Origin of the sequence: Sphingomonas sp. HMP9 (genome assembly GCF_013374115.1) — a bacterium.
Lineage (GTDB): Bacteria > Pseudomonadota > Alphaproteobacteria > Sphingomonadales > Sphingomonadaceae > Sphingomonas.
In genome coordinates, this window is record NZ_AP022673.1 from 2,239,092 (window position 1) to 2,263,025 (window position 23,934).

Genomic DNA, 23,934 nt, shown 5'->3' on the forward strand with positions numbered 1-23,934 from the left:
CTGTTTGTTATACAGGGGTCTGGTAGCTGGGAATTTCCCGGCAATTATCACGGCAAATTCATTTTCTCGGGCGGTGGCCGAATCGATTCGCTGCCGCCTCCAAGTCGGGGCTCGTGGTAAACTGAACAAGGTGCGGCCGGGCGGCAGAATGCCGCCGGATGTAGTTGGCCAGAGCTGACCAACTGTGCGCGAGCGTGGCAGCATCACGCCGCTCGGCAGCGAGCTCGTGCAACCGAAGTATCATTGTTGCAACGGTATCCACCTCCGCCTTACGCCTGCGTGGAATGAGCGTCTTGCCCGCACCAATTGGGTCCTGCTCAGCCTCACAGGTGAAACCCAGGCCGGCGCAAGCCTCGCGCAGCTTCGGCCAGTCGCCGATCCCCAATCCCGACGACTTCATGACATCCCGATGGCGGATCGGTTCGGCAGGGAAAAGCCCGTCAAGCTCGAACATCCAATGCCTTGCGGCTCTACGTCGGATAACGGGAAAGTCGTGGCGCGACCCGTTGTAGGTCACGACCTCGCCACTACCGTCGATGGCGATCTGCAGAACTCGGTTCAGGGAGAGGAGGATGTCGAATTCGTCGGTTGGCGTGCCGAGCGAGTCCAGCTCGACGACGCTCCAGTCACCCCGGGGCCCTTCTGACATCACCAGCCAGGCGGCAGCGGATATGTGATGTATCGCAACGTTGCGGGTAGCAGCCCTCTCACCCCCGGCGAGCATGTCGACCGCTTGCGGATCCGGGGCCGTCTCAAGGTCGAGTGCCACCAGCGTGATGGGCATGTGGCGGATTGATTCAGTCATGGTAGTGTTCTCCATCCGGATTGTGGGAGTGCGTTTTGAGGATCGGCTACAGCGACATTGAAGCGGTGGTTCGCTCGATCCATGGATCGGGAGCGAAGCCGACCGCTCTCCTGGGCCGGCTGAAGTATCTGCAGCGCTTCGATTGGCCTCCGGGCGGCGCGAAGGGCCAAGGTTCACGGGCAGGCTATGGTCTTGAGCAGCTACTTGCGCTGATGCTCGCGTTCGAGCTGTTGGAGTTGGGCCTCCCTCCGATGCGCGTGGTGCGGCTGCTTCGCACCGGCTGGGACCCGACGCTGCGGGCGATGGTCATTGGCTGGGCGTCGGCATTCGGCGGTGCGCGGCCTATCTTCCTGGCTCTCTCTCCAAGCGCGCTGGAGGAGTTAGGCATGCCGGAGGACGAAACACGTCCGTCGCCGGATAGACTAATGCCGGTCGCGAGATCTCAGCTTGATGCTTGGCGGGACGACTTCAGGACCGGATCTCCCGCGCTCTATGTTGCCGATCCAAGACGCATAGCCTCTGCGGCCAAGACTGAACTCGCTGAGCTTGGAATCGTGCGCGCCGGCGACACCGACCAAGCCTTCCTCGACCTCGGCTCGAGTCTTTTCGGTGTTAATGAACCGCTTATCTGGCAAGTCGACGGGGTTCGGGCCGACTAGATCTTCCTGCGGCCGCGGTTCACGACCGATCGGCTCTTGGCGACTGCGTCCTTCAACGCAGCTTCAGTGTCCTGGAGGTCGGCATAGGGGGCGTGCTTGCGGAGCAACTCGGCTAGCGCCTCGGTCGCAGCCTTCCGGGTCGGGAATTTATTACGGATTCTCCCTTCGGCACTGTCGATGACAACTTCGGGCAGCCGATGTCGTGTCGGCAGGCTATCATGCCAGTTCGAGATTCCAAGCAGTGCATGCTGTAGCTGGATGCCGGCAAATTCGACATTGGCGTGCTTCGACATCGACTGGCTCATGAGTTTGAACACGCGTTCGCGTTTCGCGGTCAGGAGCACGGAGGACGCGGGCGCGGCCATCGTCGTCGCTAGAAACAGCGCCTGCGTCAGATAAGGTGCGGCCTCGTCGTCGGCTGGGAAATCGTTCAATCGATCCTCGTGGACGGTATGGAGACCGAACGCCGGTGACCGCCAGGATGGCACGAACGGACGGGGCGTCGGCGCCCAACGGATGTCGGCGCCGGCAGGATGTCAGGTTGTGCGTTGGGACGGTCCGTTTTCCATCCAACCAAGTGAGAAATCGAATTCATTCTTCAGTTCGTCCCAAGCACGCCGTCCACCTCAGTATCGTTCATTGTAAGTGCGCAATGTTCTTACGTACCCTTCGCATCACGGCGCAGGGGAAAGACGAAAACATCATACGCCCTTTCCCCGAGCGCCTTGCGCATCGCGGCATCAGGCGGCGGAACGTTCAGCACGCCAGATCCGCCCGGTGTCTGCGTCGAAGAGCATCTTTTCGGACAGGTCGAACACGATGTGATCGATGCGCCTGTTCTCCACCGCAACGATCGGACGCGATGCGAACGTCGGGTGCGAGACGAGGTCGCCGAGCGACTTGCCGACGAGATCCACGTGGCTCTTGGTGCTCTCTCCGCTTTGGAACCAAAGATACTCACCATTCCAGTACGCCCCATCCAGCTCGATGGAAGCAGCGACGCGACCGCGAGAGCTGATCAGAGAAAGTGACGTTTCGCGGTCGAGGTGCTGGACTTTGAGGTTCACGCATTGGGTCTTCCAGACCTGCTCCAGAACCTTCGCGGCATCAAGACCGTGCACCGCCAGCAGGTCGAGCGTGATCGCATCCACTTCCAAGTCGGCTCCCTTAGCCTCCATCTCGGCGATCAGGTCCTGGAACTCACGCTGCTCCTCGACGAACGGCGCGAGTTCGTCCTCGACGTGATCAGGCTCTTCGACGGTAAAACTGGATGTCGTGGTACGCAGAAAGAATGACGTGTGACGGATCGACACGCACGCCAAGACGTGAAGAGCCGCCTCCTTCCACGAACGATCCGTCAAGTGGTGCGCATACGTCTCCTTAAAACCGACGTCGTCCAACGAAATGTCGAGGCTATCGGCACGCACCTTCGCGACTGCCGCGTTCGCGGCGTGCCGGATGTCCCGGATGTACTTCTCGAGCGTTTTCTCGGCCGTTTTCAGATTGGCCAACGCCGTGGCGAACTCGCGCGCGTGCCAAACCCGGTCTTCGGCAGCACGGGTGTGAAAGAAGCCTTCCATCGGCTTCAACGGCAAGTTGAGTTCGGTGCCGACCGGTACGCGAAGGAGGAAGGGATAGCCTTCCGTGTCCTCATCGATCCAGGATCGCCGGATCACGATGTCCGGCCTTCCCATCGCGGCGAGCTCTTCGCGGACTAGGGCGACGAACTGACGGTTCGTAAAACCGTTCAAGATTTCGCCGTTCGGCTCCTTAGCCTCTTCACCGCCATCGGAAGCATGTCCCGCCTTACGCGTCGCTTCGCGCGATCCGCTGTCGGTGACCTGTCCATGCATGTCGTTCGCAATGCCTGCTGCGGCGGCGATGTCGTTCTGGAATTCCATTCAATTTTCCTTTCCTGGAGGTCGTTCCGAACATACCGCTCCAATTTAGATTATTCTGATAACGAAGCGCCTGTGGTGTCAGCGTGGCGGCCAGCCGGTAGAAGAGGTGTCGACGTCGTGTGATGCTGGACAGCTGATCCTAGCGTCATGTCCGAAGCCGGCGCTTGAGCTCGAGCAGACCGCCCTCGCGATAGACGCTTCATTTTAGCAGCTGCTCAGCGAGCTCCAGGTCGACGTGAAGTGTATCGTCCGTAAGCTCTGCCCGAACCACGACTGCGTCGCCTGGAATGAGCGGGTGCTCGATCAGGTCGCCGAAGCGACGCCCATGCCAGGCGACGAGCACCGTGTCCGGTAGCACGCACTTGCGAAGGATGAATTCGGAACGGTCGAAGGTCCATCCCGCTGCCCACTCGCCGACGAGACATCTGATCACACCTTCGTCCCAGACGAGCTCGCCGACATAGTCATCGCCGTCGCCGCCACCGAACTGGAAATCGATGGCCGGCCGATCGTTGAGGCGAGCGACCAGATCGGATCGCGACATCGACGAAGCGTCAACCAGGTTCAGAGCATCGTCATCTATCCAGCCGACCGATCCACAGACGTCCGCGAGCAGCGCAGTCGTTTGCGCTCCGCGTGATCGGCGACCAGATCCGCCAACTCAGACCCGAACACCCCGACGTCGTCAACGCGATGGCGATGAATGCCCATCCTTAGATTTTCACCGAGCGTCTCGATATCGGCCAGCATCAGGTAGCCGGGAGAGACGTCGGACACTTTCAACCCGATCGCGATCAGACGGGCGGGATGAAGCCCGCCGGCGACCGGGGCGATCGCCTCCTCGATCAGTCGCCGTAGAGATCGCGACCCTTCTTCCCGCTGAGCGAGGTCGCGGAACGTCGCCGCGGCTTCCAGCAGGCGTTCCACCCAGATCCTGACTGGTTCACGCTTGTTGTATTGCAACTGCATGTCGAACCTGAATTCGCACTCTTCGGCGTCGGAGAGCGGGACCGCGCGGATATGCAGGGAATTGCCGTGATCGGAGCCGTGCCTTGCGGGCGCCAACGAGAATTCGCCAAGCATATCCAAACCCCGCCGGGTGTTGTTGGCACACGACAATATGGCGTCCATCTCGGACTTGAGCTCCGGATCGATGTCCTGCTGTTCGAAGCGGACCATGTACATCCTAGCTGGCGTCGGATCATTCTTCGCTGACATGCCACGTACCTCACTACGTATTGCTTTTGGCTTGATCGACTCCGTTTTCTACATCAGTCAGAGTTACCGCCATGCAACACTGGAAGCGCCGAACTCTGCTTGACCGTATTGGACGGGAAGGCGATGTCCTATAGAAGATCATCCGCCTCGGAGCGCCGATCTCTCATCTGATCCGATCCACCCGCTCGAATGCAACGACGTAACACCTCGCTTCCATCACTTTGGACAGGCCGTCATCAAATCAATCTCGATACCCGTCTCCGATGAACTAGCCCCCGGAGCCTTTCGGAAATGTTACAGGGACGAGCCTTCGACGCGACGCTCCACCACGCCCCGAAAGAGGGACGCCTGCACGGGGTGGGCATTGTAGACCCTCGCCGCGCGGGGTCCGTCCTCGCGCACTTGCTCCGCGGTCGTCGAGCGCGGTCAGCAGACTGGATCAGGCGCAGTTAGAGACGGCGTTGCCGGTGTTGGCGGGCTCCGTCGCGGCCGATGCGATTTAGCGAGAGGTTGAGAATGTGATCGGGCTTATCGATCCTTCCCCGGAACGGGATCGTCCGCTTCGCTCATGGTAGGGTGATCCGATTGGCAGCGACATGCCGGAACGCCTTCGAGCGGCAGGTCAGCAGGATGACCTGCATCCGTTTCGACGCCTCCTGGAGGATGTCGGTCATCGTCTCCAGGCGTGCGTCGTCCGAATACACGAGCGGATCGTCGAGGATCAGCGAGATCGGCGCCCCGTCGTCCAGCAGCATGTCCGCGAACGCCAGGCGCGTCAGGATGGCGAGCTGTTCCTGAGTGCCTTTGCTGAGGTCCCCACACGTCTCGTCGATGCCCGCCCGGGTCACGCCCGCCAGGCCAAGCCCGTCGTCGAACGACAGTTGGCATCCCGGCAGCAGCTGCCCGATGTATCCCGCCGCCCGCCTGGTGACCGGGCCGAGGAACGTCATTGAAGCGTCTTTCGCGGCCTGCGTCAGCGTGGAACGCAGTAGCTCCAACTTATCCGCCTCCGCCCGCAGCCGTTCGCATTTCGAGGTCGCGGCCTCTTCCTGCTCGCGCGTTTCGGCGACGCGACCGGCCGGCCCGGAGGTCCCTTCCCGGACCACTGAAGCCTCGAGCGAAGCGATCTTCGCCGTAAGTTCGAGCTGTTCCTGTCCGGCGCGAACGGTCGAGCGGTCGATGTTCTCGGTGCGTCGCGCGATCGCTTCTAGATTGAACGCCTGCGATCCCTCGCGGGCCTTCTCCCATCCCTCCAACTTCGTCGCGCGCTCGCGCTGCGCTTCGGCGAGCGCGGCGTCCAGCGCCGCCCGGTCTCCAACCTCGCGGGCGACCCGGACATTCTCCGAAGCCGCCTCGGACTCTCGTATCGCCGAGGCGAGCTCGGCGGCCGCGGTCGCCATCGCGGTCTCGGCCTTCGACAGCGCCGAGCGCGCTTCCTCGTGCCGCCCCATCGCGGTCGCCTCCGCGAGCTTGGCTTCCGCCGATCCCCTCTCGAGTCCCGAGACGTCGTCCACCGGTGAACTTCCGCCGCAGACCCCGTCACCCAACTCGGCGACATAGGCGCGCAGCGCATCGGCTCCCGGACCAAGACCGATCGTGGGATCGCCCGGACAGGCCGCAGCGATCTGAGCCCGAAGGGCTTTCAGCTCGCGCGTCGCGGCGGCGGCCCGCTCGTTCCTGGCGACGCCTGCGGGGTGCGAATCCACCCCAAGCGTTTGGCGGGCTGCGGCCACTTCGTCACGGGCAGCCGCCAGTTCGACGTCGATGGACCGCCCCGAGCCCTGCGGCGGCGTCACTGTCATGGTGCCGGCTCCGACGATCTCGAAGCGGGTGACGGTCAGAACGTCGGCGCCCGAGATGTCGCTCGGCTCGCCGTCGATCCTGAGATCCATCCCTTCGGCCAGGTCGATCTCGACCTTGACCGTCCCGGCATCGAACCGGGCCTGTGCCTCGATCGCGGCCCGTTCCAGCGTCGCCAGTTTCTCGAGATCGCCTTTTTCGACTGCCCCCTTGGACTCGACGGCGAGATCGCGCTCGCGCTCTTCGAGGCCAGTGAGGGCGTTGCGAGCGTCGATCGCCCGTCGTGCGGCCGCGGCGGTCGAGAACTCGCGAACGCGTTCGTTGGCGGCCATGACCGCGTCGTCCGCGATCCGTCGTGCGGCGCGAGCCTCGTTGAGGGTCGATCTGCGGGACTTCTCGTCGTCGCTCGCCGTGTCCAACGCCGACTGCGCTTCCTCCTTCGCGGTCTGTTTCAGACCCAAAGCGATGCCGGCCTCGTCCACGCGACGCTCGACCGAGTCGAGACGCTCGATCCGCGCCGCCGCCGTCTTCGCCACCTCGTCGGCTCGCCCGTGCTCCGCCTCCGCGGCCATTGATCGCAATGCCGCCGTTTCGGCGACCTTCTGGTCCGCCACGAGTTTGCGTCGCTCCTCCGCCGTTTCCGGATCGACGAGATCGCGCTGGACAATTTTCAGCCGCGCTTTTGCGGTATCGAGTTCGGTCAGCGACTGCTCGTACTCGCGGAAGACGGTCTCCGCCTGTCGGCGCGCCTCGGCGGTCGACGTCACCAGGGCTTCGGCGGCCGCCAGTTCTCCCTTCGACTTACCGTTTCCCGCCGTGCGCAATGCCAGGTACGCAGTCTCGACATTGCCTCGGATGGCGTCGAAGCGTCGGCCTCCCGTGACCGCGCCAACTTCGGCCTCAAGCACGCCGCGCACGGTGTCGCGCACCAGGCGGTTCGGACTTTCGACCGCGAACGCGCTGGCCTGCTCGACCCAGAGCATGCCGAGCGGGCCTCGCGTCTCGTGGTCGCTGCTCCTGTTGTTTCCACGCTCGAAGCCGAGGAGCTCCTGCAGGGCGTCCTCGGCCGCCTCGCTGTCGCGGCGGCCGCCCGCTCCGGTGAGCCGCACGCTCGGCGACCTAATAAACTGCTTTTCGAGCGTCCAGGCCTCCCCCTTCACCTCAAAGCCGACGGCGACGCGCGGAGCGACGTCGTCCCCCTTCGGCAGGAAGGATCGGGTCAGGTCATTCTTCGTCGAATAGCGGATGAAGAACACCGCGCGCAGCGCTTCGAGAAGCGTGGACTTGCCCATCTCGTTGGGCTCGACGACGATGTTCAGACCATCGGTGAAGCCTTCGATCCGGAGCGGATCGCGGAACTTGCGGAAGTTGGCCAGTTCGAGCGACCTGATGATCATCGCGCCGCCTCCGCGTCGTACCGCATCGCCTCGACATAGAGCCTTTCGAGCGCGGCGGACGCGACATGGGAGTTCACCCCACCACCGTCAGCCAATTCCTGGAGCGTCGTGGACGCTGCGGCGAGCGCCCCCTGCACGTCTATCCGGGCGACGTCCTCGACGGTGGGTTTTGCGATGAAGCCCTCCGCATCGAGGTCGAGGTGTCGGAGTTCGTGCGCGACGCGACCTTCGATCGTCGCCATGATAGCGACGCGCTGGGCCAGACTGGCGACGCCGCCAAGCCTGAGCGAAAGCAGCACGTCCGAGAGGCGCCCCTCGTCGCGGAGCGCTCCCAGTTCACGCTCCCGATCCTCCACCGTCGCCAGTTCCCAGCGTCGTGAAAGCCATCGGAAGCGGCCGGTCTCGACGCGCTCGAACACCGGCGCGTCGCCGGCACGTGCGTCGACGGAGACGCACGCGCCCGGCTCGTCCCGTCCGAACCGGTCGGTCTCGGGAGTGCCGCTGTACGCGGTGCGATCGCCCACCGCGAGAAAGCCATGCCAATCGCCAAGAGCCAGATAGTCGAGGCCGGCCGAGCGCGCCCGATCCGGCGGTATGATGTTGGAGCTCTCACCGGTCGCGCCGAACTCGGTGATCGAACCGTGCGCCAGGCCGATGCGGAGAGACCCCGGCGGGGTCGCCATGTCCACCATCGCGGCGGTGGGATCGAGGACGGTCTTGCGATGTTCGAGCGGTGCCGGCAGCAGCCACGCGCCCTCCTCCATCTCGACCGCCTCGGGCGTGTCGACGATGCGGACGTTCGCCGGTGCCAGACGTCGGACCCTGCTCCACAGACCGCCGGCGCGCGAATGGTCGTGGTTCCCGGGCATGAGCCACCACGTGACGGGGGCCCGCTCCATGCGCGAGACGGCCTGCCCGACGATCCGATCGCCCGGATCCACGTTGTCGAACACGTCGCCGGCGACGACGACATGATTGGACCCGGTGCCCGCCGCGACGGCCGCGATCCGGTCTATCGCGTCGAGCCGGGCTTCGTTCAGGGCGCTCCGAACGTCCGGCGGAAAGCGGGCGAAGGGCTTGCCGAGCTGCCAATCGGCCGTGTGGATCATCTTCATGAGGTCACCAATCCGTTCCGTATCGATCCGACGTCGTTTCACATATGGGTGTCAGATTCTGTCATGCTCGAAAATTCTAGCAACTCCGTCGTGAACCGATCCGCTACGGCAACGCCGTAAAGGCACGACGGAAGCCACTGACCATCTCCCGGAGGGGTTCGGGAGACAGCACCTCAACGGCGTCGCCCCACGCGTAGAGGTGCCATCTCCCGGAGGGGTTCGGGAGACAGCACCTCAACGGCGTCGCCCCACGCGTAGAGGTGCCAAGTCATCTCGAGATGTCCGGAGGCCTCGAATCGTACGATGAGCGATCCGTCGACGGTCTCCTCGGTCTTCTGTGTGGGATGGAAGACGTAGCGACGGGCATGGGCCGCGGCGTCCGGCCGGAATCGCCAGATGACTTCGCCGTGCTCCTTCTCGCTCTCGCAGGAACCGAAGCCCTTCTCGGCATGGCTCTTCAGATTGAAGGCCGGATCGATCTCGAACGTCTGGTCGAGCGCCTCAGCGTAGTAGATCTCCTCGACGCGGTAGTGCTGCAGCTTCGCGTTCGGACCCTTCGCCGTGTCGCGCGCGACAAGGTAGCGACGGACGCCGAGCAGCAGACCATGTGGCGCGACCACCCGTTCGCTGGGATCATCCTCGTCGCGCCTGCGGTACAGGATCCGGAGCAGGCACGGCCCCTTCAAGGCGTCGTATATCGCTTCGACCACCTCCTCGTCGGCGGCGGGCCGGGGTCCAGGGCGCGCGGCGTGACCGAGCGCCTCGAGCACAGCCTCCTTGTCGACGTCGAGACGCGTGCCCTGTTCCGGTGGGATGAGAGCCCGCACCTTCCGTTCGAGGCTGCGGGCGCGGGAGGCCTCCTGCTTCATGCCGGCGTGGTCGAGCAGCGAAATCGCTTCGGCCAGGGCGACGAGCTCGTCGGAGGACGGTGTCAGCAGGTGCGCTATGTGCCGGGCGGGTATCCGCCACCGGGCTCGCCGGTCGTCGCCGATCCAGTAGTCCGTCTGTGCGAAGGCGGACTGCAACGCGGCGGTCATGCGCTGAGCCGTACGCTCCGAGCACCCGAACTCCGCGACGATGTCGTCGAGCGTCACGCCTCGCCGACCGGTCGCCATCATCGCCAGCCTCAGCAGTTCCTGCGCCTTCGCGAACGACACGACTCTTCCCCGACAGAATTTGTCACCCATATACGATATCGGAAAGCCGAAGGGGACTGGAAAATGCGCCTGCTCGACGGACAGTTGCGGCTATCGGCCTCCGACCTGATGCGGTTCAAGGGTTGTCGCCACGCAACGACGCTTGATCTCCGACTGATGGAGGTCGGCGACATCGTCCCGGCCGCCGAGAGGGACGAAGCGGCGCTGCTCCAGCGGCAGGGCGACGCCCACGAACTGGCGTTTCTCCAAGGACTCCGGGCGTCCGGTCGTTCCATCGTCGAGATCCCCAGGGACGGCGTCTCCCTGGAGAGGTCGGTCGAATTGACCCGCGAGGCGATGCTGGCCGGACCGGACATCATCTTCCAAGGCGCGATGCTCGGCGGCCCTTGGGGCGGCTACTCGGACTTCCTCGAACGCGTGGATCGCCCGTCCGTGCTCGGCGCATGGTCCTACGAGGTTGTCGACACCAAGCTGAAGCGCAAGCCCGATCCGACGCACGTCCTTCAGCTGGCTCTCTACTCCGATTTGCTGGCCGACGTTCAGGGTGTGAGGCCGGAAGCGGCTCACCTCCAGTTGGGTGATGGCAGCCGTTTCACGGTACGATTGGCCGATGTTGCCTCCTATGCGCGTCATGCACGCGGCGTCTTCGGCAAATTCTTGGAAGAGCGGCCCGAGACCCGATCGGATCCGGTGTCCTCATGCGCACTGTGTCGCTGGAAGGACCATTGTCGCGAAGAGTGGGAACGGACCGACAGCCTGTCGCTGGTGGCGGGCATCACGAAGTCGCAGCGCAGCAAGTTCGAGACGGCTGGAGTCACCACGCTGACCGAGCTGGCGACGATCGACGAGCGCGTACCCAAGCTCTCGGCGGACACGCAGGACCGGCTGCGCACCCAGGCCAGGTTGCAGATGGCGCGCCGCGCCGGTGGGCTGCCGGGCTTCGAACTGCGGGACTACCAGCCCGGCAAGGGCTTCGGCCTGCTGCCCGAGCCAGACGATGGCGACCTGTTCTACGACATCGAGGGCGATCCCTACTACGAAGGCGGCCTCGAGTATCTGCACGGTGTCTGGTTCCGGCAGCACGGCGACTGGACCTTCCGCGCGTTCTGGGCGCACGACCGGGAGGCGGAGGGCCGATCGGTCGCGGAACTCCTCGACTTCTTCGTCGAACACCTTCGACGCCACCCAAGGGCGCGGATCTACCACTACGCCAACTACGAGATCGCGGCGCTACGCCGACTTACCGCCGAGCATCGCGTCGGCGAGGCCGCGATGGATCAGCTGCAGCGGGAACGCCGCTTCGTCGATCTGTTCAAAGTGGTGGCGGGTTCGCTGATCGCGTCCGAGAAGGGATATTCCATCAAGGATCTTGAGGCCTTCTACATGGAGAAGCGCGACGCCGACGTCGCCTCCGCCGGCGCCAGCGTGGTATTCTACGAGAACTGGCGCGAGACCGGCGACGACGAGCTGCTCGCCAAAATCTACGACTACAACCGGACCGACTGCATCTCGACCCAGCTGCTGCGCGACTGGCTCGTCCGCGACGTGCGTCTAGGCGGCATGCCGTGGCCGCAGCTCGGCGAGGTGCCGGACGCCGGTGCGCTGTTGAACGTCGATATCGAGGACGCAGAGGTGGAGACGCTGCGTCAGCGCCTCCAACCCGTCCGCCTGCGCCTGGGCGACGATGTCGCCGACCTGCTCCTGGACCTCGCCTTCTTTCACAAGCGCGAGGACAAGCCGGCGTGGTGGGCGATCTTCGATCGGCTGGCGCAGGAGAGCGAGGAGCTGGTCGACGACCTTGATTGCATCCAGGGGCTCGTGGCCGTCGGGGCGCCGGTGAAGGTGACGGCGAAGTCGTTTGAACGCACCTACAGCTTCCCGGTGCAGGAGACGAAGCTTCGCGCCGGTAAGAAGCCGTGCGTCAAGCCGGCGGCGATGCCCGAGGACGTCGACCTTCGTCAGATGGACGCCGAGGCGGGGATGCTCGTCCTCCGCCGGTCCATCGCGAAGGGTCTCCTCCCCGACACGCTGGATCTGATCCCGTCGAAGCCCATCGCCAACGGCGCGCTCCGCACCGCGATCGCTGCGGTGACCGACGAGATCATCGGCAACACTGGGCTGGCACGCGCCGTAGAACAGCTGCTGACGCGGCAGTCGCCGTCGTTCGACGACGGCCCGAGGCCCGGGGGCATCGTCGATCCCGACGGCGATCTGCCGACGCAGACCAGCGCGGCGATAGCCGCGATGGATCGGACGACGCTCGCGCTCCAGGGACCACCGGGCACCGGCAAGACCTACGTCAGCGCCCTGTCGATCGTCGACCTGGTGCGGGCAGGCAAGCGCGTCGCCGTTTCGTCGAACAGTCACAAGGCGATCGGCAACCTGCTCGAGGCTGTTGCGACCCGGGCATCCGGCGAGGGCGTGAACTGCCGCGTCGTGCAGAAGGCGGCCGACGAGGGCGATGACGACGCCCATCCCGGCATCGTCCTGGTCTCCGACAACGACGCGCCGGAGATCGCCGCCGCCCATGTGGTCGGCGCGACGGCCTGGCACTTCGCGCGCTATGCCGCGCCGGCGTTCGACTACCTCTTCGTCGATGAGGCGGGGCAGGTGTCGCTCGCGAACATCCTCGCGATGTCCCGCTCCACGCGGAACCTCGTGCTCGTCGGCGATCCGATGCAGTTGCCGCAGCCCCTTCAGGGAACGCACCCCGGACGCAGCGGCGAGTCCTGCCTGGAGTATCTCATCGACGGGCATCGCGTGGTGCCGGGGGACCGCGGCATCTTCATGCCGGTGAGCCGCCGGATGCATCCAGCTGTGTGCAGCTTCATCTCCGGCGCGGTGTACCAGGACCGTCTGCTGTCCGACGATGCGGCGGCAAGACAGGATCTGCGCACCGTGGACGGCGTCTCCCTGGTCGGCGCGGGCGTGCGTCCGGTCCCGCATCTCGGCCGTTCGCAGGTCAGTCCCGAGGAGATAGAGGCGATCAGGGCCCAGATCGCCAAGGTCGTCGGATCGACCTACCGCGCACGGGACGGTGTGGAGCGCGTGGTCGGCCACGGCGACATCCTGGTGGTCGCGCCGTACAACGCGCAGGTGAACGCGCTGCGGACCGCACTTCCCGCAGCCGTCCGTGTAGGCACCGTCGATCGCTTCCAAGGCCAGGAGGCACCCGTGTGCCTCGTCTCGATGACGACGTCGAGCGGCGAGGAACTGCCACGCGACATTGCCTTCCTGTTCTCGCTGAACCGCATCAACGTCGCGGTGTCTCGCGCGCAGGTCTCGGCGGTCGTGTTCGCGAGCCCGCTTCTCCTCGAGACTCCGTGCCGGACGGTTCCCGAGATGATGCTCGTCAACGCCCTCTGCATGCTTCGCGAACACGGTGGTGACGGCTTCTGATGATCCCCCGGTGCAATCGGACAACCTTGGGTCATGCAGGATGCGCGATGGCAAGCCAGATAGCCGGTTCCTATTCTTCGTCGACAGCTCGCCGGGATGTCGGCGCCGACGCCATTCACCATGTTTCGCAAGGGATATTTAGCAACTTCGTGCGAAATCCCGTTACGCTGAGAGAGAAGTTTCGAACGAAGCGTATTCCGTCATAACCTGACGAAGCATGTCGCCGGACCAACGAATTGGCCCGGCGGAACCGATGGCTATGCGGCCTTGGCGAGTTCGGGCAGGGGGAAGACGTCGCCGCGGCTCCGTTGCTCAGCCTCTATGTCCCGAAGGCGGCTATAGGCGCGCGACATCGATGCCGTGGCCGACTTGTGGGTCCTCGCGGGCGCCTTGGGCATGTGGCGCAAGCGGAGGTCGTCGTCGAACTTGAAGGCGCCGAACTTGAAGTTGTCCGGTATGAGGCAAGCGCGATCGCCCGCTGCTGCCATATGGAGCATGCAGTTCTCGATCGTGAAGGCCTGCTCGCCGACCATCGCCACGAGGCCGATCGAGGGCACGTGCGGGGCATCCTTCGAGTGGCAGATCCAGATCACGGGGCGGCCGGTCCGCCGGACGGTCTGGGCGAAGGACAGCAGCTGAATGGCATGCGGAACGGAACCGCTGATGATCACCTGGACCTTCTGGATGAATTCCTGATCGCGGCCGGGCCGGCCACTCAGCAGGTGGGCGACGGCGCCCATGTAGTTGGCGGCGATCTGCTGGTTGTTGACGCTGGTCATCTGTCTCTGTCCTTATTGAGCTAAATTTTCCCCACGCTTTGCGAGGAACACTCATTTCCGGACAAATCAGGACGGTGCCTGCCGGCGCTTATGGGACTTTCTGAAAGGACGGCCTGCTGGCCTGTCGTTCGGTCGGCACCGATGCGTCGTGGGGGGTGCGACTTCCGGTTTTTGGGACCGAGCGCCGCGCCCAACCTTCTTCGGAAGACGGCTCGCCCGATCGTGCCGTTGCGGCATCGAGGCACTTCATGGGAATGACGAACGGTGGTGATGATGCCGCCGGCTTGGAGCGGGACGACCGCGACGCTGCCTGCGGCCCGGCCTAAGCCTATCTGTAATGGCATCTCGGATCGGCGGCATGGCCATCCGGCGGTCGGCTGTCGATCATCCGAAGTCACTCGTGGCCAGATGCGTGTGCTTCTCTTCCCATTCGAGCAGATCGGACACGCGGTATCTTACACTGCCGAACTTGATCCGTTGAATGTATCGCGGGGAGTCGATGCCCGACGATCGACGTTTCTCGAGGAAGCCCGGCGCGCGTCTGAGAAAGGAGTTCCCTTCAGCGGACGTCAGCAGGCGCTCGATCTCCCGGTCCTCGGTGTGGGTCGGCGACGGAGGAGCCGCGCTTACCTGGGCCAAGGGACGCGCGCTGATGGACGTTCCACGTATCATTCCCAAGCCTCCCTTCAAGTTGACCGATCAAGCATCTTTCCGGCTATTGTCATTCGTTTCCATTTGCGTCAAGCGAAAGCGCTCGATTGGTCAACTTCGGAGATCCTGTGCCGGAATTCCTGTTCTCGCGTGCCACGGCGTTCAACATGCTTTCGTTCGCGTTCCGCATTCCCCAGGACGGACTGAAGGCCATGACTCCAAGGGTTCGTGTGCTCTCGACGCTCGGGGTGCCGAGCAAGCCCCGGACCGACCCGAACGTCCATTTCAAGTACGACCTCCGGGACGTCTCGGAACTCGCCGTGGCGTTCGCGCTGATGGATGCCCACATGCCGCCGACGTTGGCGGCGCGTTACGTCACCGAGGCTTGGGACAGGTTTAGGGTCTTCGCGTTCGAAGGGCTGAGGGGCGCCCTGCCGGATCGGATCTCCAACCGGTATCCAGCGTCGAAGGACACCGGACCGATCGCCATCGTGGCAGGAAACGCGATCTCGTCGCTTGGCAGCCGAGGGGTTCGGGACGGCGCCTCGGCGCTGGACCTCGCTCCGGTGACCCTCCTGAAAGGGGTCGCTGGGCTTGCTGCGGCCGTATCCACTCCCGCATCGATCGTCCTGGACGCCAGGGTGTTCATGCCACGGATCATCGGTGCCCTACTGAGCCTAGCTCCCCGTGACGAGGAATTGCGAGCGTCGCTGGATCGGCTCCGCGGTCATGAGGAAGAGCCGCGTGCCGCCTCGGGGAAACGCTGACGAGCCTCTGGGTCGCACGGACGGACGGCCGATCTGCGCCTCAGCGTATGGGGAGCATGTCGACGCAATGAACTATTCGGCGGCTCGGGCCTTTCTCTAGGATAGGCGGGCCGGCGGTCGCCAAGCAGCGTGATCGTCCGGCCTTCGCGTGACAAGGGAGTACGACATGACGGAAGCGACATGGGGTCAGGCCGCCAAGACCCCTGATATCGACTGGCGGATGAGCGCCGCTCTCGAGGACGTCCCGCGTGGCGAAGAGGATGTCGCCGAAGTGACCAGCCTTGAGGGCGCGGTCCGGGCGTGGCTCGAACTCGATTCCGAGCACCGGACCGCGGCTACGCTGACCGCCGAACGCCCCGTCCAGGTCGACGGCGTGTCGCTGACGTCATTCGTCGGCGACGGCATTGCGACTCTCGCCGAACGCCTACCACCGTCTTCCAGAAACGCTTCGGTCTGAGCGTCGTGTCTCGACCAAGCGTCCGCTTCGAACTCTGCGACTACGATTGGGTCGCGGAGCGCGACTGCGTCGGCTTCGTTGGCACGACGGACCTGGGCCAGGTCGAATTCCTGATCACGGCCGACGCCTTGGCGGAACTGTTGAACCCGGAGCTCGACGGCGTCGATCCGGAAACGGCCTTGGAGACATTCGTCGAATACGAGACCGACATCCACCGCATCGCGCTGCGCGAATTCGTCAAGCGTCTCGGGGGCGAGCCGCCAATACTGCTCACATCGGCCGATCTCGACAGCTGAGGCGGACATCCTTGCGAGTTCTGCCGGTCTGTCGCACTGGTCGCGCCCAGCGATCGACCTCGGACAGCCCGATCGATCCTCGGAACCGTCATGGAAACGCGACCTTGTGCTTCTTCATGATCTTCTCAAGACGCTTCTCCCACTTCGCCAGCGTCTCTCGCTTCTCGCGGGCGTACTGGTAGAGCCAGTATGTCCCCGCGACGCCGTCCAGAGTACCCGACACATGATTGAGGATCGCCTCCGCGTAGGCGATCGGCACACGCATCTCGCCGCACATCGTCGACAGGGTACGGCGCATGTCGTGGCGAACCCACGGGGCGAAGGGGCCGTGGGTTCGCCACGCACTCTCTCGAAGCGCAGAGTCGATCAGCACGTCCACCTCCGCCTTCGACTTGCTGAATCCGGACACTGGCGTCCGTCCGTTGGTCGTCAGCAGCAATCCTGACCTGAGCTGGGGGTCGGGCTCTATCGTCGTCAGCAGGCGTTCGAAGACCGGCAGGATCGGCACCAGATGGTCGCGCTTGTTCTTCGTCCTCGCACCGGGGACGATCCATTCCTTTCGGTCCAGGTCGATCTCCTCCCATGTCATGCCGCTCACCTCGCGTAGCCGCAAACCCGTCAGGATGAGTATTCGCATGTGCATGGCGAACTGCCAGGCAAGCTGGGGCAACACCGACCAGAGCAGGGCGATCTCCCATTCCGAGAGTGTTCGATTGCGCTTGCCCTCCTTGTACGGCCGCTTGAGCCCCAGCATCGGCGATGACTCGAGGCCATCGTGCTCGATGCCCCACATCAACGCCGCGTTCAGCCATTTGTGGGCCTTGTTGGCGGCAGACTTGCTGCGCTGACCGATCTGCGACCGCAGGTCCTTGCAGTCCTGCTTGGTGATCTGCCGCACCGACTTGCCCTGGAAGAAGGGACGGATATCCCGATCGAACGTGCCTTGGATGTCCGACAGGCTCCGCAGATCGTTCGCCTTCACATGCTCCTCTATGTAGCGGTCGGCGAACGCGTTGAATTCGTAGTGCACCTCCTCCAGCGCGGCTTGCTCCGCCGCCGCTTCCACAGTGCGTCTCTGAGCGATGGGATCGATGCCGCGGTGGACCTGCTCGAGCAGCGACCGGGCCTCCTCCCGCGCGGCGTCGGGCGACCAGGGCGAGCCGTACTTGCCGATCGTGTAGGTCTGCGTCTTGGCGCCCTTCGCCTTCATGCGGTACTGCACCACGAAGACGATGGTGCGGTTCGGATTCACGCGGATGCCGTAGCCCTTGAGCTGCTTGTCCCAATGGACGCGCCTGCCGTCTTCGGTGGAGGGGAAGGTGATCTCGTTGATGAACCGCTTGTTGATCGTGACGGTCTTGTCGACCTGCGTTTCGGCGGTCTGCGGTGTTGGCAATGGCTTCGTCCTGGCAATCATCTGGCAAGCAGCCGAATGGAAATCGGCGGCAAGCCAGGGAAACAGAACGTCCATCTAAATGACGGTTTTCCGCGGGAAAACCCGCCCACGGTAACAGACGGTAAGCCAGAGAAACCCGAATCCGATAATTGGTAAGGCTGAGGTCGTGAGTTCAATCCTCACCGGCAGCACCATTCTTTTCAACATTGGTGATCGTGACGAGCATCCCCTTCGGGGACACCGGCGTCGGTCGGTGTCGGTGATTCCGCGCTGGCTCGGGATTCACGGGCCGTCACGCTTCGCGAAGACCGACGCGTCAGATCGAGATGATGGCCTTCATTACGCTGTCGGCCTCGGCGATCAGGGCGGGAACGCGCTGTGGTGCGTCCTCCAGCGTCAGCGCGTGCGTCTGCAGGACCGCGGTCGGGATCGAGCCACCGCGTATGCTTGCGATGACGTGATCGAAATCGCTCGACAGCGCGTTCCGGCTGGCGAGCAACGTGGTCTCGCGCTTGTGGAACTCGGGGTCCGAGAAGACCAGATCGTCCTTGCATAGGCCGACCAGGACATAGGTGCCGCCATGCGCCACGTGCATCAGGCCGCCGCGCATCGCGTGGATGTTGCCCGTGGCGTCGAACACGACGTCGAACATGTCGCCATCGGTCATCGCGCGGAGCGCCCCGGTCGCGCTATCGTCGGCGACCACGACGGTCTCGAACCCCAGCCGGTCGCGGACGAACGCCAGGCGGGTTGCACGCGTATCGAGGAAGGTGACCGATGCGACCCCCATGATCCGCGCGAACAGCGCCGTGGCGACACCGATCGGGCCCGCCCCCGTGACCAATATCCGCGCATCGGATGCAGGCGCGGCGCGCCGTACCGCATGCGCCCCGATCGCCAGGAACTCGACCATGGCGGCCTGATCGAGCGACAATCCCTGCGCGTCGACGACCGATGCTTCGGGCACGGCGAGCCATTCGCACATGCCGCCATCGGTGTGGACGCCAAGCACCGCGATGTTGACGCAGCAATTCGGCCGGTCGCGACGACAGGCGATGCAGTGACCGCAAGCCCCGTACGGATTGACCGTAACGACCTGTCCGGGCGTGAAGCGGGAGCCGGTCGGCGCTTCGACGACTTCGCCCGCCAGCTCGTGGCCGATCAGGCGCGGATAGGACAGATATGGCTGTGTCCCGGCATAGATATGGTAGTCCGTTCCGCAGAGCCCGGCACGACGCATCCTGATCAGGACGTCGCCGTCCTCGCGGAGTGGCATCGGCCGGTCAGCGACGACAAGCGATCCCGGCGTTACGCAAACCAGCGATTTCATGGCTATACTTCCTCGGCGTGGCGACGGTCTATCGGAGATGAACCTATAGGCCCAATTCGGTCATCAGCACGGCGCGGTGCTCGCGCGCGCTGATCTCGGCGGCGGTGCCGATCGCGACGGCGCGCAAGCCATCCTCGGCGGTGACCTGGACCGGACCCTCGCCACGTACCGCCGCGGCGAAGGCGACGTGCTGGTAATAGGTCGCGCCTTCGTGCGAGCCCGCGGCTTTCGCTGCCGGGTCGACGGCGACGTGGCAGCGTTCGACCTGCTTCGGGTTGAGGAAGCCGACGCGCGGAGAATAGACCAGCTCGCCGGCGGGGATGAGGACGTCGAGGCGCGCTGCATCGCCGGTCGCGGACATCTCCTCCTGGTTCTCGGCACCGTCGGCGAACATGCTGAGGTCGAGCATCGCCCGCACGCCATTTGCAAAATCGACGGTGGTGAAGCTGTTGTCGATGATGTCGGGGCGCTGGCCGTCATAGCGCTCATCGACGTGGTTCACGTCCATCGCGCCCGAACAATAGACGCGGACTGCTTCGGCACCGACGATCAGCCGCATGAGGTCGAAGAAATGACAGCATTTCTCGACCATCGTGCCGCCGGTATTGGCCGAGAAGCGGTTCCAGTCACCGACCTTGGGCAGGAACGGGAAGCGGTGTTCGCGGATCGAGAGCATCTGCAACCGGCCGACGCGCCCACCCTTCACCTGTTCGATGAACGCAGCGGCGGGCGGCATGAAGCGGTATTCCATGCCGGTCCAGAACGGTTTCGCATGGGACGTGGCACGCTCGACGATCCAGCGCGCGTCGTCGATCGTCGTCGCCAGCGGCTTCTCGCAAAGGATGGCCGCGTCCATGTCCAACAGCCGTTCCAGCACGTCGCGGTGCGTGTTGTTGGGCGCGGCGATGACGATCGCATCGACATCGGCACCGGCGGCGAACGCCTCGACCGAGTCGAACCGGGCGACGCCGGCGGCGCGGTCGCCCAGAGCATCGCCCAGTGCCTTGGCAGCCCAACCGATCGAGGTCGCGACCGGATCGGCGATCGCGACGATCTCGGCACCAGGCAGGATCGCGAGGTTGCGGATGTGTTCGACGCCCATCATGCCCGTTCCGACGACGCCGTATCTGATCGTGGCTACCAAGCTGTCATTCCCTATGCCATGAGCCGCCCTTATGACGACGATCCGCCTTTCCAACGACCTCCGCCCGCTCGGCAAGAGCGAAATCCTTGTTTCGCCGATAGCCTGGGGCATGTGGCGGCTGGCCGGAGAGGTCGCGCCGGTCCGCGCGATGATCGACGCTGCGCTATCGGCGGGGATCAATTTCTTCGACACCGCCGACATCTACGGCTGCGACGTGCCTGCGGGGTTCGGCTCGGCGGAGGCGCTGTTCGGGCGTGCGCTGGCGGAGGATGCCACCGTTCGCGCGAAGATGGTGATCGCGACCAAGGCCGGCATTCGTCCCGGCATCCCGTATAATTCGAGCGGGGGGTATCTCGCCGATGCCCTTGATGCGTCGCTGACGCGGATGGGGATCGAGCAGGTCGACCTGTACCAGATCCACCGTCGCGATTTCCTGACGCATCCGCACGAGGTGGCCGAGACGCTGACCCGGATGATCGCGGCGGGCAAGATCCGCAGCATCGGCGTGTCGAACTACAGCATCCACGAGTTCGATGCGTTGCAGTCGTTTCTTGGTCACCCCATCGTCAGCACGCAGCCGGAGTTCTCGCCGCTGCGGACTGCGCCGCTGTTCGACGGGACGCTCGATCAGGCGATGCGGCTCGACGTCGCAGTAATGGCGTGGTCGCCACTCGGTGGCGGTCGACTGGCGCAGGGTGACCATCCCGCTGCGACGTTGCTCGCGGAGCACGGCGCGCGCTACGGCGTCGATGCAGCGACTGCGACGCTCGCGTGGATCATGGCGCATCCGGCGCGGATCATTCCGATCGTCGGCTCGCAGACCCCGGCGCGGATCGCGGCGTCAGCCGACGCGTACAAGGTCGAGTGGACCCGCGCCGAATGGTATGCGGTGCTGCAGGCCGGGATGGGTGAGAATTTGCCATGAACGACCTGCCCCCCTGCGAGATCAGCTGGTTCTCGGCGCTGTGCGACGATGATTACGAGTTTCTCGGCGTGCCCGATGCGGCGCTGAAATCAAGCTGGGAGCATTGCCGCGACATCGTCATGCAGGCGGAGACCGCGGGCTACGACAATATCCTGCTGCCGTCGGGCTATGCGCTCGGGATCGACACGACCGCGTTCGCGGCGGGGATCGCGCCGATGCTGAAGCGGTTGCGGCTGCTGATGGCGGTGCGGATCGGCGAGAGCTGGCCGCCGCAACTCGCACGACAGATCGCGACGATCGACCGGATGCTGGGCGGGCGGCTAGCGATCAACATCATCTCGAGTGACCTGCCTGGCGAGAAGCTGGAGAGCGCGCCGCGATATGCGCGGACAGTCGAGGCGATGCATATCCTGCGGACCTTGTTGGACGGCAAGCCGCTCGATCATGATGGCGAATTCTGGAAACTGAAGGTCGATCCGCCTCGAGTGACGACGGTATCGGGGCAATGTCCGGCGCTGTATTTCGGCGGGCTGTCGGAGGCTGCGCGTGATGCAGCGGCAACCAACGCGGACGTGTATCTGATGTGGCCGGATACGATGGATGCGGTGCGGGCGATCATTGTGGATCTGCGGTCGCGGGCAGCCAAGCATGGCCGGACGTTGCGGTTCGGGTACCGGGTGCATGTCGTGGTGCGCGACACCGAGGCGGAGGCGCGTGCGGCCGCCGATCGGCTGTTGTCGAAGCTCGACGATGCCGAGGGTCACGCGATCCGGGAGCGGTCGTTGGACTCGCAGTCCGCCGGCGTGCGCCGTCAGGCCGAACTGCGCGAAGGGTCGGATGACGGGTATGCCGAGGCTAATTTGTGGACCGGGATCGGTCGGGCTCGGTCGGGGTGCGGGGCGGCGATCGTCGGCGATCCGGATCAGGTGCTAGCCAAACTGAACGCGTACCGGGCCGAGGGTATCGATGCGTTTATTCTCTCCGGGTATCCGCATGCGGCGGAGGCGGATCTGTTCGCGCGGCATGTCTTGCCGCGGATCTCGCATGGGCCGCTGATTATTTAGGAAGCGCGCGCCCTGCCAATTGCGCCACCCCCGGCGAAGGCCTGGGCCCAATTGGGGCACGTTGCTAACTGCCTACTGCGCTTCGTTACAGCGACCTTTCCAATTGGGCCCCGGCCTGCGCCGGGGTGGTGGTGGTAGTTCGCCGGTGGCCCGCCCCTTCCCTTGTTCTCCCGCGAAGGCGGGAGCCCAGTCTGGATCCCCGCCTTCGCGGGGAAACAGACTTGATTGCTTGGGCGGGAGGATCGCCGGACGAATCTGCGGTGACGCAGGGCGTGCGAGCCTCTCCTGCCCGCGCAACCAAATAACCGGGTCGGCGAAGAGAAACTGGCTAGCCTCTGCGCGCCGGTCGTCCATGCTACGAGCTTATGACCAAGCCTACTAAGACCGTCGCGCAACTCAGCGCACGTGCGCGCGCGCTTCTGTTCGCGCTCGTCGTTACCGCGGGGATCCTCAACCTCGTCGATCGCCAGATCATCTCCGTCCTGAAGCCGACGATCGCCGCCGATCTCGGCTGGAGCGACGACGATTACGGGACTTTGGCCGCGTGGTTCCAGGGCGGTGCCGCGTTTGCGTTCCTGTTTACCGGGTGGATCGTCGATAAGCTCGGCGTCAAATGGGCGAACCCGATCGGCGTCGTTGCGTGGAGCATTGCGGCGATGGCGCATGGCTGGGCGCGGTCGATGAGCGAGTTCGTGATGATCCGCGTCAGCCTCGGTGCGACCGAGGCGATGGGCACGCCGACGGGGATCAAGACGATCGCGTCGGTGCTGCCGAAGAACTGGCGATCGAGCGGGTTCGGCGCGACCAATGCCGCCAACAGCATCGGCGCGATCCTGGCGCCGCTGGCGATTCCCGGCGTCGCGGTGCTGGTCGGCTGGCGCGGGACGTTCGTCGCCGCAGGGGCGCTCGGGCTGATATGGGCCGCGGTCTGGCTGATCGCGACGCGGCGCGTGGCATTCTCCCCGCCTCGCCCGATCGAGACGGCGACCGAGACAGACGCCGCCGCTCCCCTCCCCGACTATGGCCCAATCCTGCGCAACCGCCAGACATGGGCAATCGCCGTGGCCAAAATCCTGTCGGACGCGACATGGTGGCTGTTGCTGTTCTGGTTGCCTGATTTCTTCCACCGGCAATACGGGCTGACCGGCGTCGCGCTCGGCGTACCGCTTGCTATTGCCTATGGTGGCGCAGCGATCGGGTCGTTGCTCGGCGGCGGCGTTTCGACGCGGTTGTTGGGTCTGGGCTATAGCGTCGACACGGTGCGCAAAGGCATATTGCTGGTCGCCGCGCTCTGCGTATTGCCGATCCCACTGGTTCTGTATGCGGGCAACTACGCGGTCACGATCGGGTTAATGGCGCTGACGCTCGCAGCGCATCAGGCATTCTCGACCAATCTCTTCGCGCTGATCGCCGATGTCGTGCCACAGGACAAACTGGGGCGCGTGACGGCGTTCGGGTCGTTCAGCGGCAATGTCGGCGGGATGGTGATCGCCAAGGTCGCGGGACTCGTGCTCACCGCGGGCCTCGGATACCTTCCGCTGTTCCTGTTCGCGAGCGTCTCGTACCTGCTCGCGGTCGGGTGGATCCATCTGCTGTTGCCGGTGCTGCGACCGATCGAGGCGCGCTAAAGTTGACACGACGCGGCGCAATGCCATTCTTTATACCCATCATCAG

21 protein-coding genes are annotated in these 23,934 nt (G+C 64.5%); 8 read left to right on the top strand and 13 right to left on the bottom strand.

The window, feature by feature from the left end:
* Positions 1 to 58: 58 nt before the first annotated feature.
* Positions 59 to 805, bottom strand: coding sequence for a hypothetical protein (locus HMP09_RS09915; RefSeq protein ID WP_176500229.1), 747 nt, complete (start codon positions 803 to 805; stop codon positions 59 to 61).
* A 35-nt stretch (positions 806 to 840) separates the two neighbouring features.
* On the opposite strand from HMP09_RS09915, the gene HMP09_RS09920 reads away from it, so the two are divergent.
* A complete protein-coding gene (locus tag HMP09_RS09920; protein ID WP_176500230.1) occupies positions 841 to 1,464 on the top strand; it encodes a hypothetical protein in 624 nt (207 codons plus the stop codon).
* Here the strand turns inward: HMP09_RS09920 and HMP09_RS09925 are convergent.
* The 7 genes from HMP09_RS09925 to HMP09_RS09955 all read right to left on the bottom strand — a co-directional run bounded on the left by HMP09_RS09925 (position 1,461) and on the right by HMP09_RS09955 (position 10,052).
* On the bottom strand, positions 1,461 to 1,898 hold the full coding sequence (locus tag HMP09_RS09925; RefSeq protein WP_176500231.1) for a hypothetical protein: 438 nt from the start codon (positions 1,896 to 1,898) through the stop codon (positions 1,461 to 1,463). The genes HMP09_RS09920 and HMP09_RS09925 overlap by 4 nt on opposite strands.
* 306 nt (positions 1,899 to 2,204) lie before the next feature.
* Positions 2,205 to 3,365: a hypothetical protein gene (locus HMP09_RS09930; RefSeq protein ID WP_176500232.1), complete on the bottom strand. Its 1,161-nt coding sequence runs from the start codon at positions 3,363 to 3,365 to the stop codon at positions 2,205 to 2,207.
* A 199-nt stretch (positions 3,366 to 3,564) separates the two neighbouring features.
* The gene (locus HMP09_RS09935) at positions 3,565 to 3,909 is read right to left on the bottom strand and encodes a hypothetical protein (RefSeq protein WP_176500233.1); all 345 of its coding nucleotides are present in this window, start codon (positions 3,907 to 3,909) and stop codon (positions 3,565 to 3,567) included.
* Positions 3,910 to 3,944: 35 nt separating this feature from the next.
* On the bottom strand, positions 3,945 to 4,544 hold the full coding sequence (locus HMP09_RS09940; protein ID WP_176500234.1) for a hypothetical protein: 600 nt from the start codon (positions 4,542 to 4,544) through the stop codon (positions 3,945 to 3,947).
* A gap of 605 nt (positions 4,545 to 5,149) precedes the next feature.
* Positions 5,150 to 7,780 carry an AAA family ATPase gene (locus tag HMP09_RS09945; protein ID WP_176500235.1) on the bottom strand — a complete coding sequence of 877 codons (2,631 nt, stop codon included), beginning with the start codon at positions 7,778 to 7,780 and terminating at the stop codon, positions 5,150 to 5,152.
* A complete protein-coding gene (locus HMP09_RS09950) occupies positions 7,777 to 8,895 on the bottom strand; it encodes a metallophosphoesterase family protein (protein WP_176500236.1) in 1,119 nt (372 codons plus the stop codon). The genes HMP09_RS09945 and HMP09_RS09950 overlap by 4 nt, the downstream gene beginning before the upstream one ends.
* A gap of 173 nt (positions 8,896 to 9,068) precedes the next feature.
* Positions 9,069 to 10,052: a helix-turn-helix transcriptional regulator gene (locus HMP09_RS09955; RefSeq protein ID WP_176500237.1), complete on the bottom strand. Its 984-nt coding sequence runs from the start codon at positions 10,050 to 10,052 to the stop codon at positions 9,069 to 9,071.
* Positions 10,053 to 10,115: 63 nt separating this feature from the next.
* Here HMP09_RS09955 and HMP09_RS09960 point away from each other — a divergent pair, with 63 nt between their 5' ends.
* Entirely contained in the window at positions 10,116 to 13,451 is a 3,336-nt protein-coding gene (locus HMP09_RS09960) for a TM0106 family RecB-like putative nuclease (protein WP_176500238.1), read from the top strand.
* 257 nt (positions 13,452 to 13,708) lie between these two features.
* On the opposite strand, the gene HMP09_RS09965 is transcribed toward HMP09_RS09960, so the two are convergent.
* Together HMP09_RS09965 and HMP09_RS09970 are read right to left on the bottom strand one after the other, a co-directional pair.
* Positions 13,709 to 14,230: a hypothetical protein gene (locus HMP09_RS09965; protein WP_176500239.1), complete on the bottom strand. Its 522-nt coding sequence runs from the start codon at positions 14,228 to 14,230 to the stop codon at positions 13,709 to 13,711.
* Between the two features lie 384 nt (positions 14,231 to 14,614).
* On the bottom strand, positions 14,615 to 14,902 hold the full coding sequence (locus tag HMP09_RS09970; protein ID WP_176500240.1) for a hypothetical protein: 288 nt from the start codon (positions 14,900 to 14,902) through the stop codon (positions 14,615 to 14,617).
* A gap of 86 nt (positions 14,903 to 14,988) precedes the next feature.
* Here HMP09_RS09970 and HMP09_RS09975 point away from each other — a divergent pair, with 86 nt between their 5' ends.
* The 3 genes from HMP09_RS09975 to HMP09_RS09985 all read left to right on the top strand — a co-directional run bounded on the left by HMP09_RS09975 (position 14,989) and on the right by HMP09_RS09985 (position 16,401).
* Positions 14,989 to 15,648, top strand: coding sequence for a hypothetical protein (locus tag HMP09_RS09975; protein WP_176500241.1), 660 nt, complete (start codon positions 14,989 to 14,991; stop codon positions 15,646 to 15,648).
* Between the two features lie 166 nt (positions 15,649 to 15,814).
* On the top strand, positions 15,815 to 16,105 hold the full coding sequence (locus HMP09_RS09980) for a hypothetical protein (protein ID WP_176500242.1): 291 nt from the start codon (positions 15,815 to 15,817) through the stop codon (positions 16,103 to 16,105).
* A gap of 5 nt (positions 16,106 to 16,110) precedes the next feature.
* Complete coding sequence (locus HMP09_RS09985) at positions 16,111 to 16,401, top strand: DUF1488 family protein (protein WP_176500243.1); 291 nt, start codon at positions 16,111 to 16,113, stop codon at positions 16,399 to 16,401.
* Between the two features lie 88 nt (positions 16,402 to 16,489).
* On the opposite strand, the gene HMP09_RS09990 is transcribed toward HMP09_RS09985, so the two are convergent.
* The 3 genes from HMP09_RS09990 to HMP09_RS10000 all read right to left on the bottom strand — a co-directional run bounded on the left by HMP09_RS09990 (position 16,490) and on the right by HMP09_RS10000 (position 20,232).
* Positions 16,490 to 17,872 carry a tyrosine-type recombinase/integrase gene (locus HMP09_RS09990; RefSeq protein WP_176500244.1) on the bottom strand — a complete coding sequence of 461 codons (1,383 nt, stop codon included), beginning with the start codon at positions 17,870 to 17,872 and terminating at the stop codon, positions 16,490 to 16,492.
* Between the two features lie 241 nt (positions 17,873 to 18,113).
* Positions 18,114 to 19,127, bottom strand: coding sequence for a zinc-binding alcohol dehydrogenase family protein (locus tag HMP09_RS09995; protein WP_176500245.1), 1,014 nt, complete (start codon positions 19,125 to 19,127; stop codon positions 18,114 to 18,116).
* Positions 19,128 to 19,170: 43 nt separating this feature from the next.
* Positions 19,171 to 20,232 (bottom strand): Gfo/Idh/MocA family protein, encoded by a 1,062-nt coding sequence (locus HMP09_RS10000; RefSeq protein WP_232090869.1) that lies wholly within the window; start codon positions 20,230 to 20,232, stop codon positions 19,171 to 19,173.
* 70 nt (positions 20,233 to 20,302) lie between these two features.
* Here HMP09_RS10000 and HMP09_RS10005 point away from each other — a divergent pair, with 70 nt between their 5' ends.
* The 3 genes from HMP09_RS10005 (at position 20,303) to HMP09_RS10015 (ending at position 23,888) form a co-directional block, all read left to right on the top strand.
* Positions 20,303 to 21,196, top strand: a complete 894-nt coding sequence (locus tag HMP09_RS10005) for an aldo/keto reductase (protein WP_176500246.1) — start codon at positions 20,303 to 20,305, stop codon at positions 21,194 to 21,196.
* A complete protein-coding gene (locus HMP09_RS10010; protein WP_176500247.1) occupies positions 21,193 to 22,260 on the top strand; it encodes an LLM class flavin-dependent oxidoreductase in 1,068 nt (355 codons plus the stop codon). The genes HMP09_RS10005 and HMP09_RS10010 overlap by 4 nt, the downstream gene beginning before the upstream one ends.
* Before the next feature lie 365 nt (positions 22,261 to 22,625).
* Positions 22,626 to 23,888 carry an MFS transporter gene (locus HMP09_RS10015; protein WP_176500248.1) on the top strand — a complete coding sequence of 421 codons (1,263 nt, stop codon included), beginning with the start codon at positions 22,626 to 22,628 and terminating at the stop codon, positions 23,886 to 23,888.
* Positions 23,889 to 23,934 lie beyond the last annotated feature (46 nt).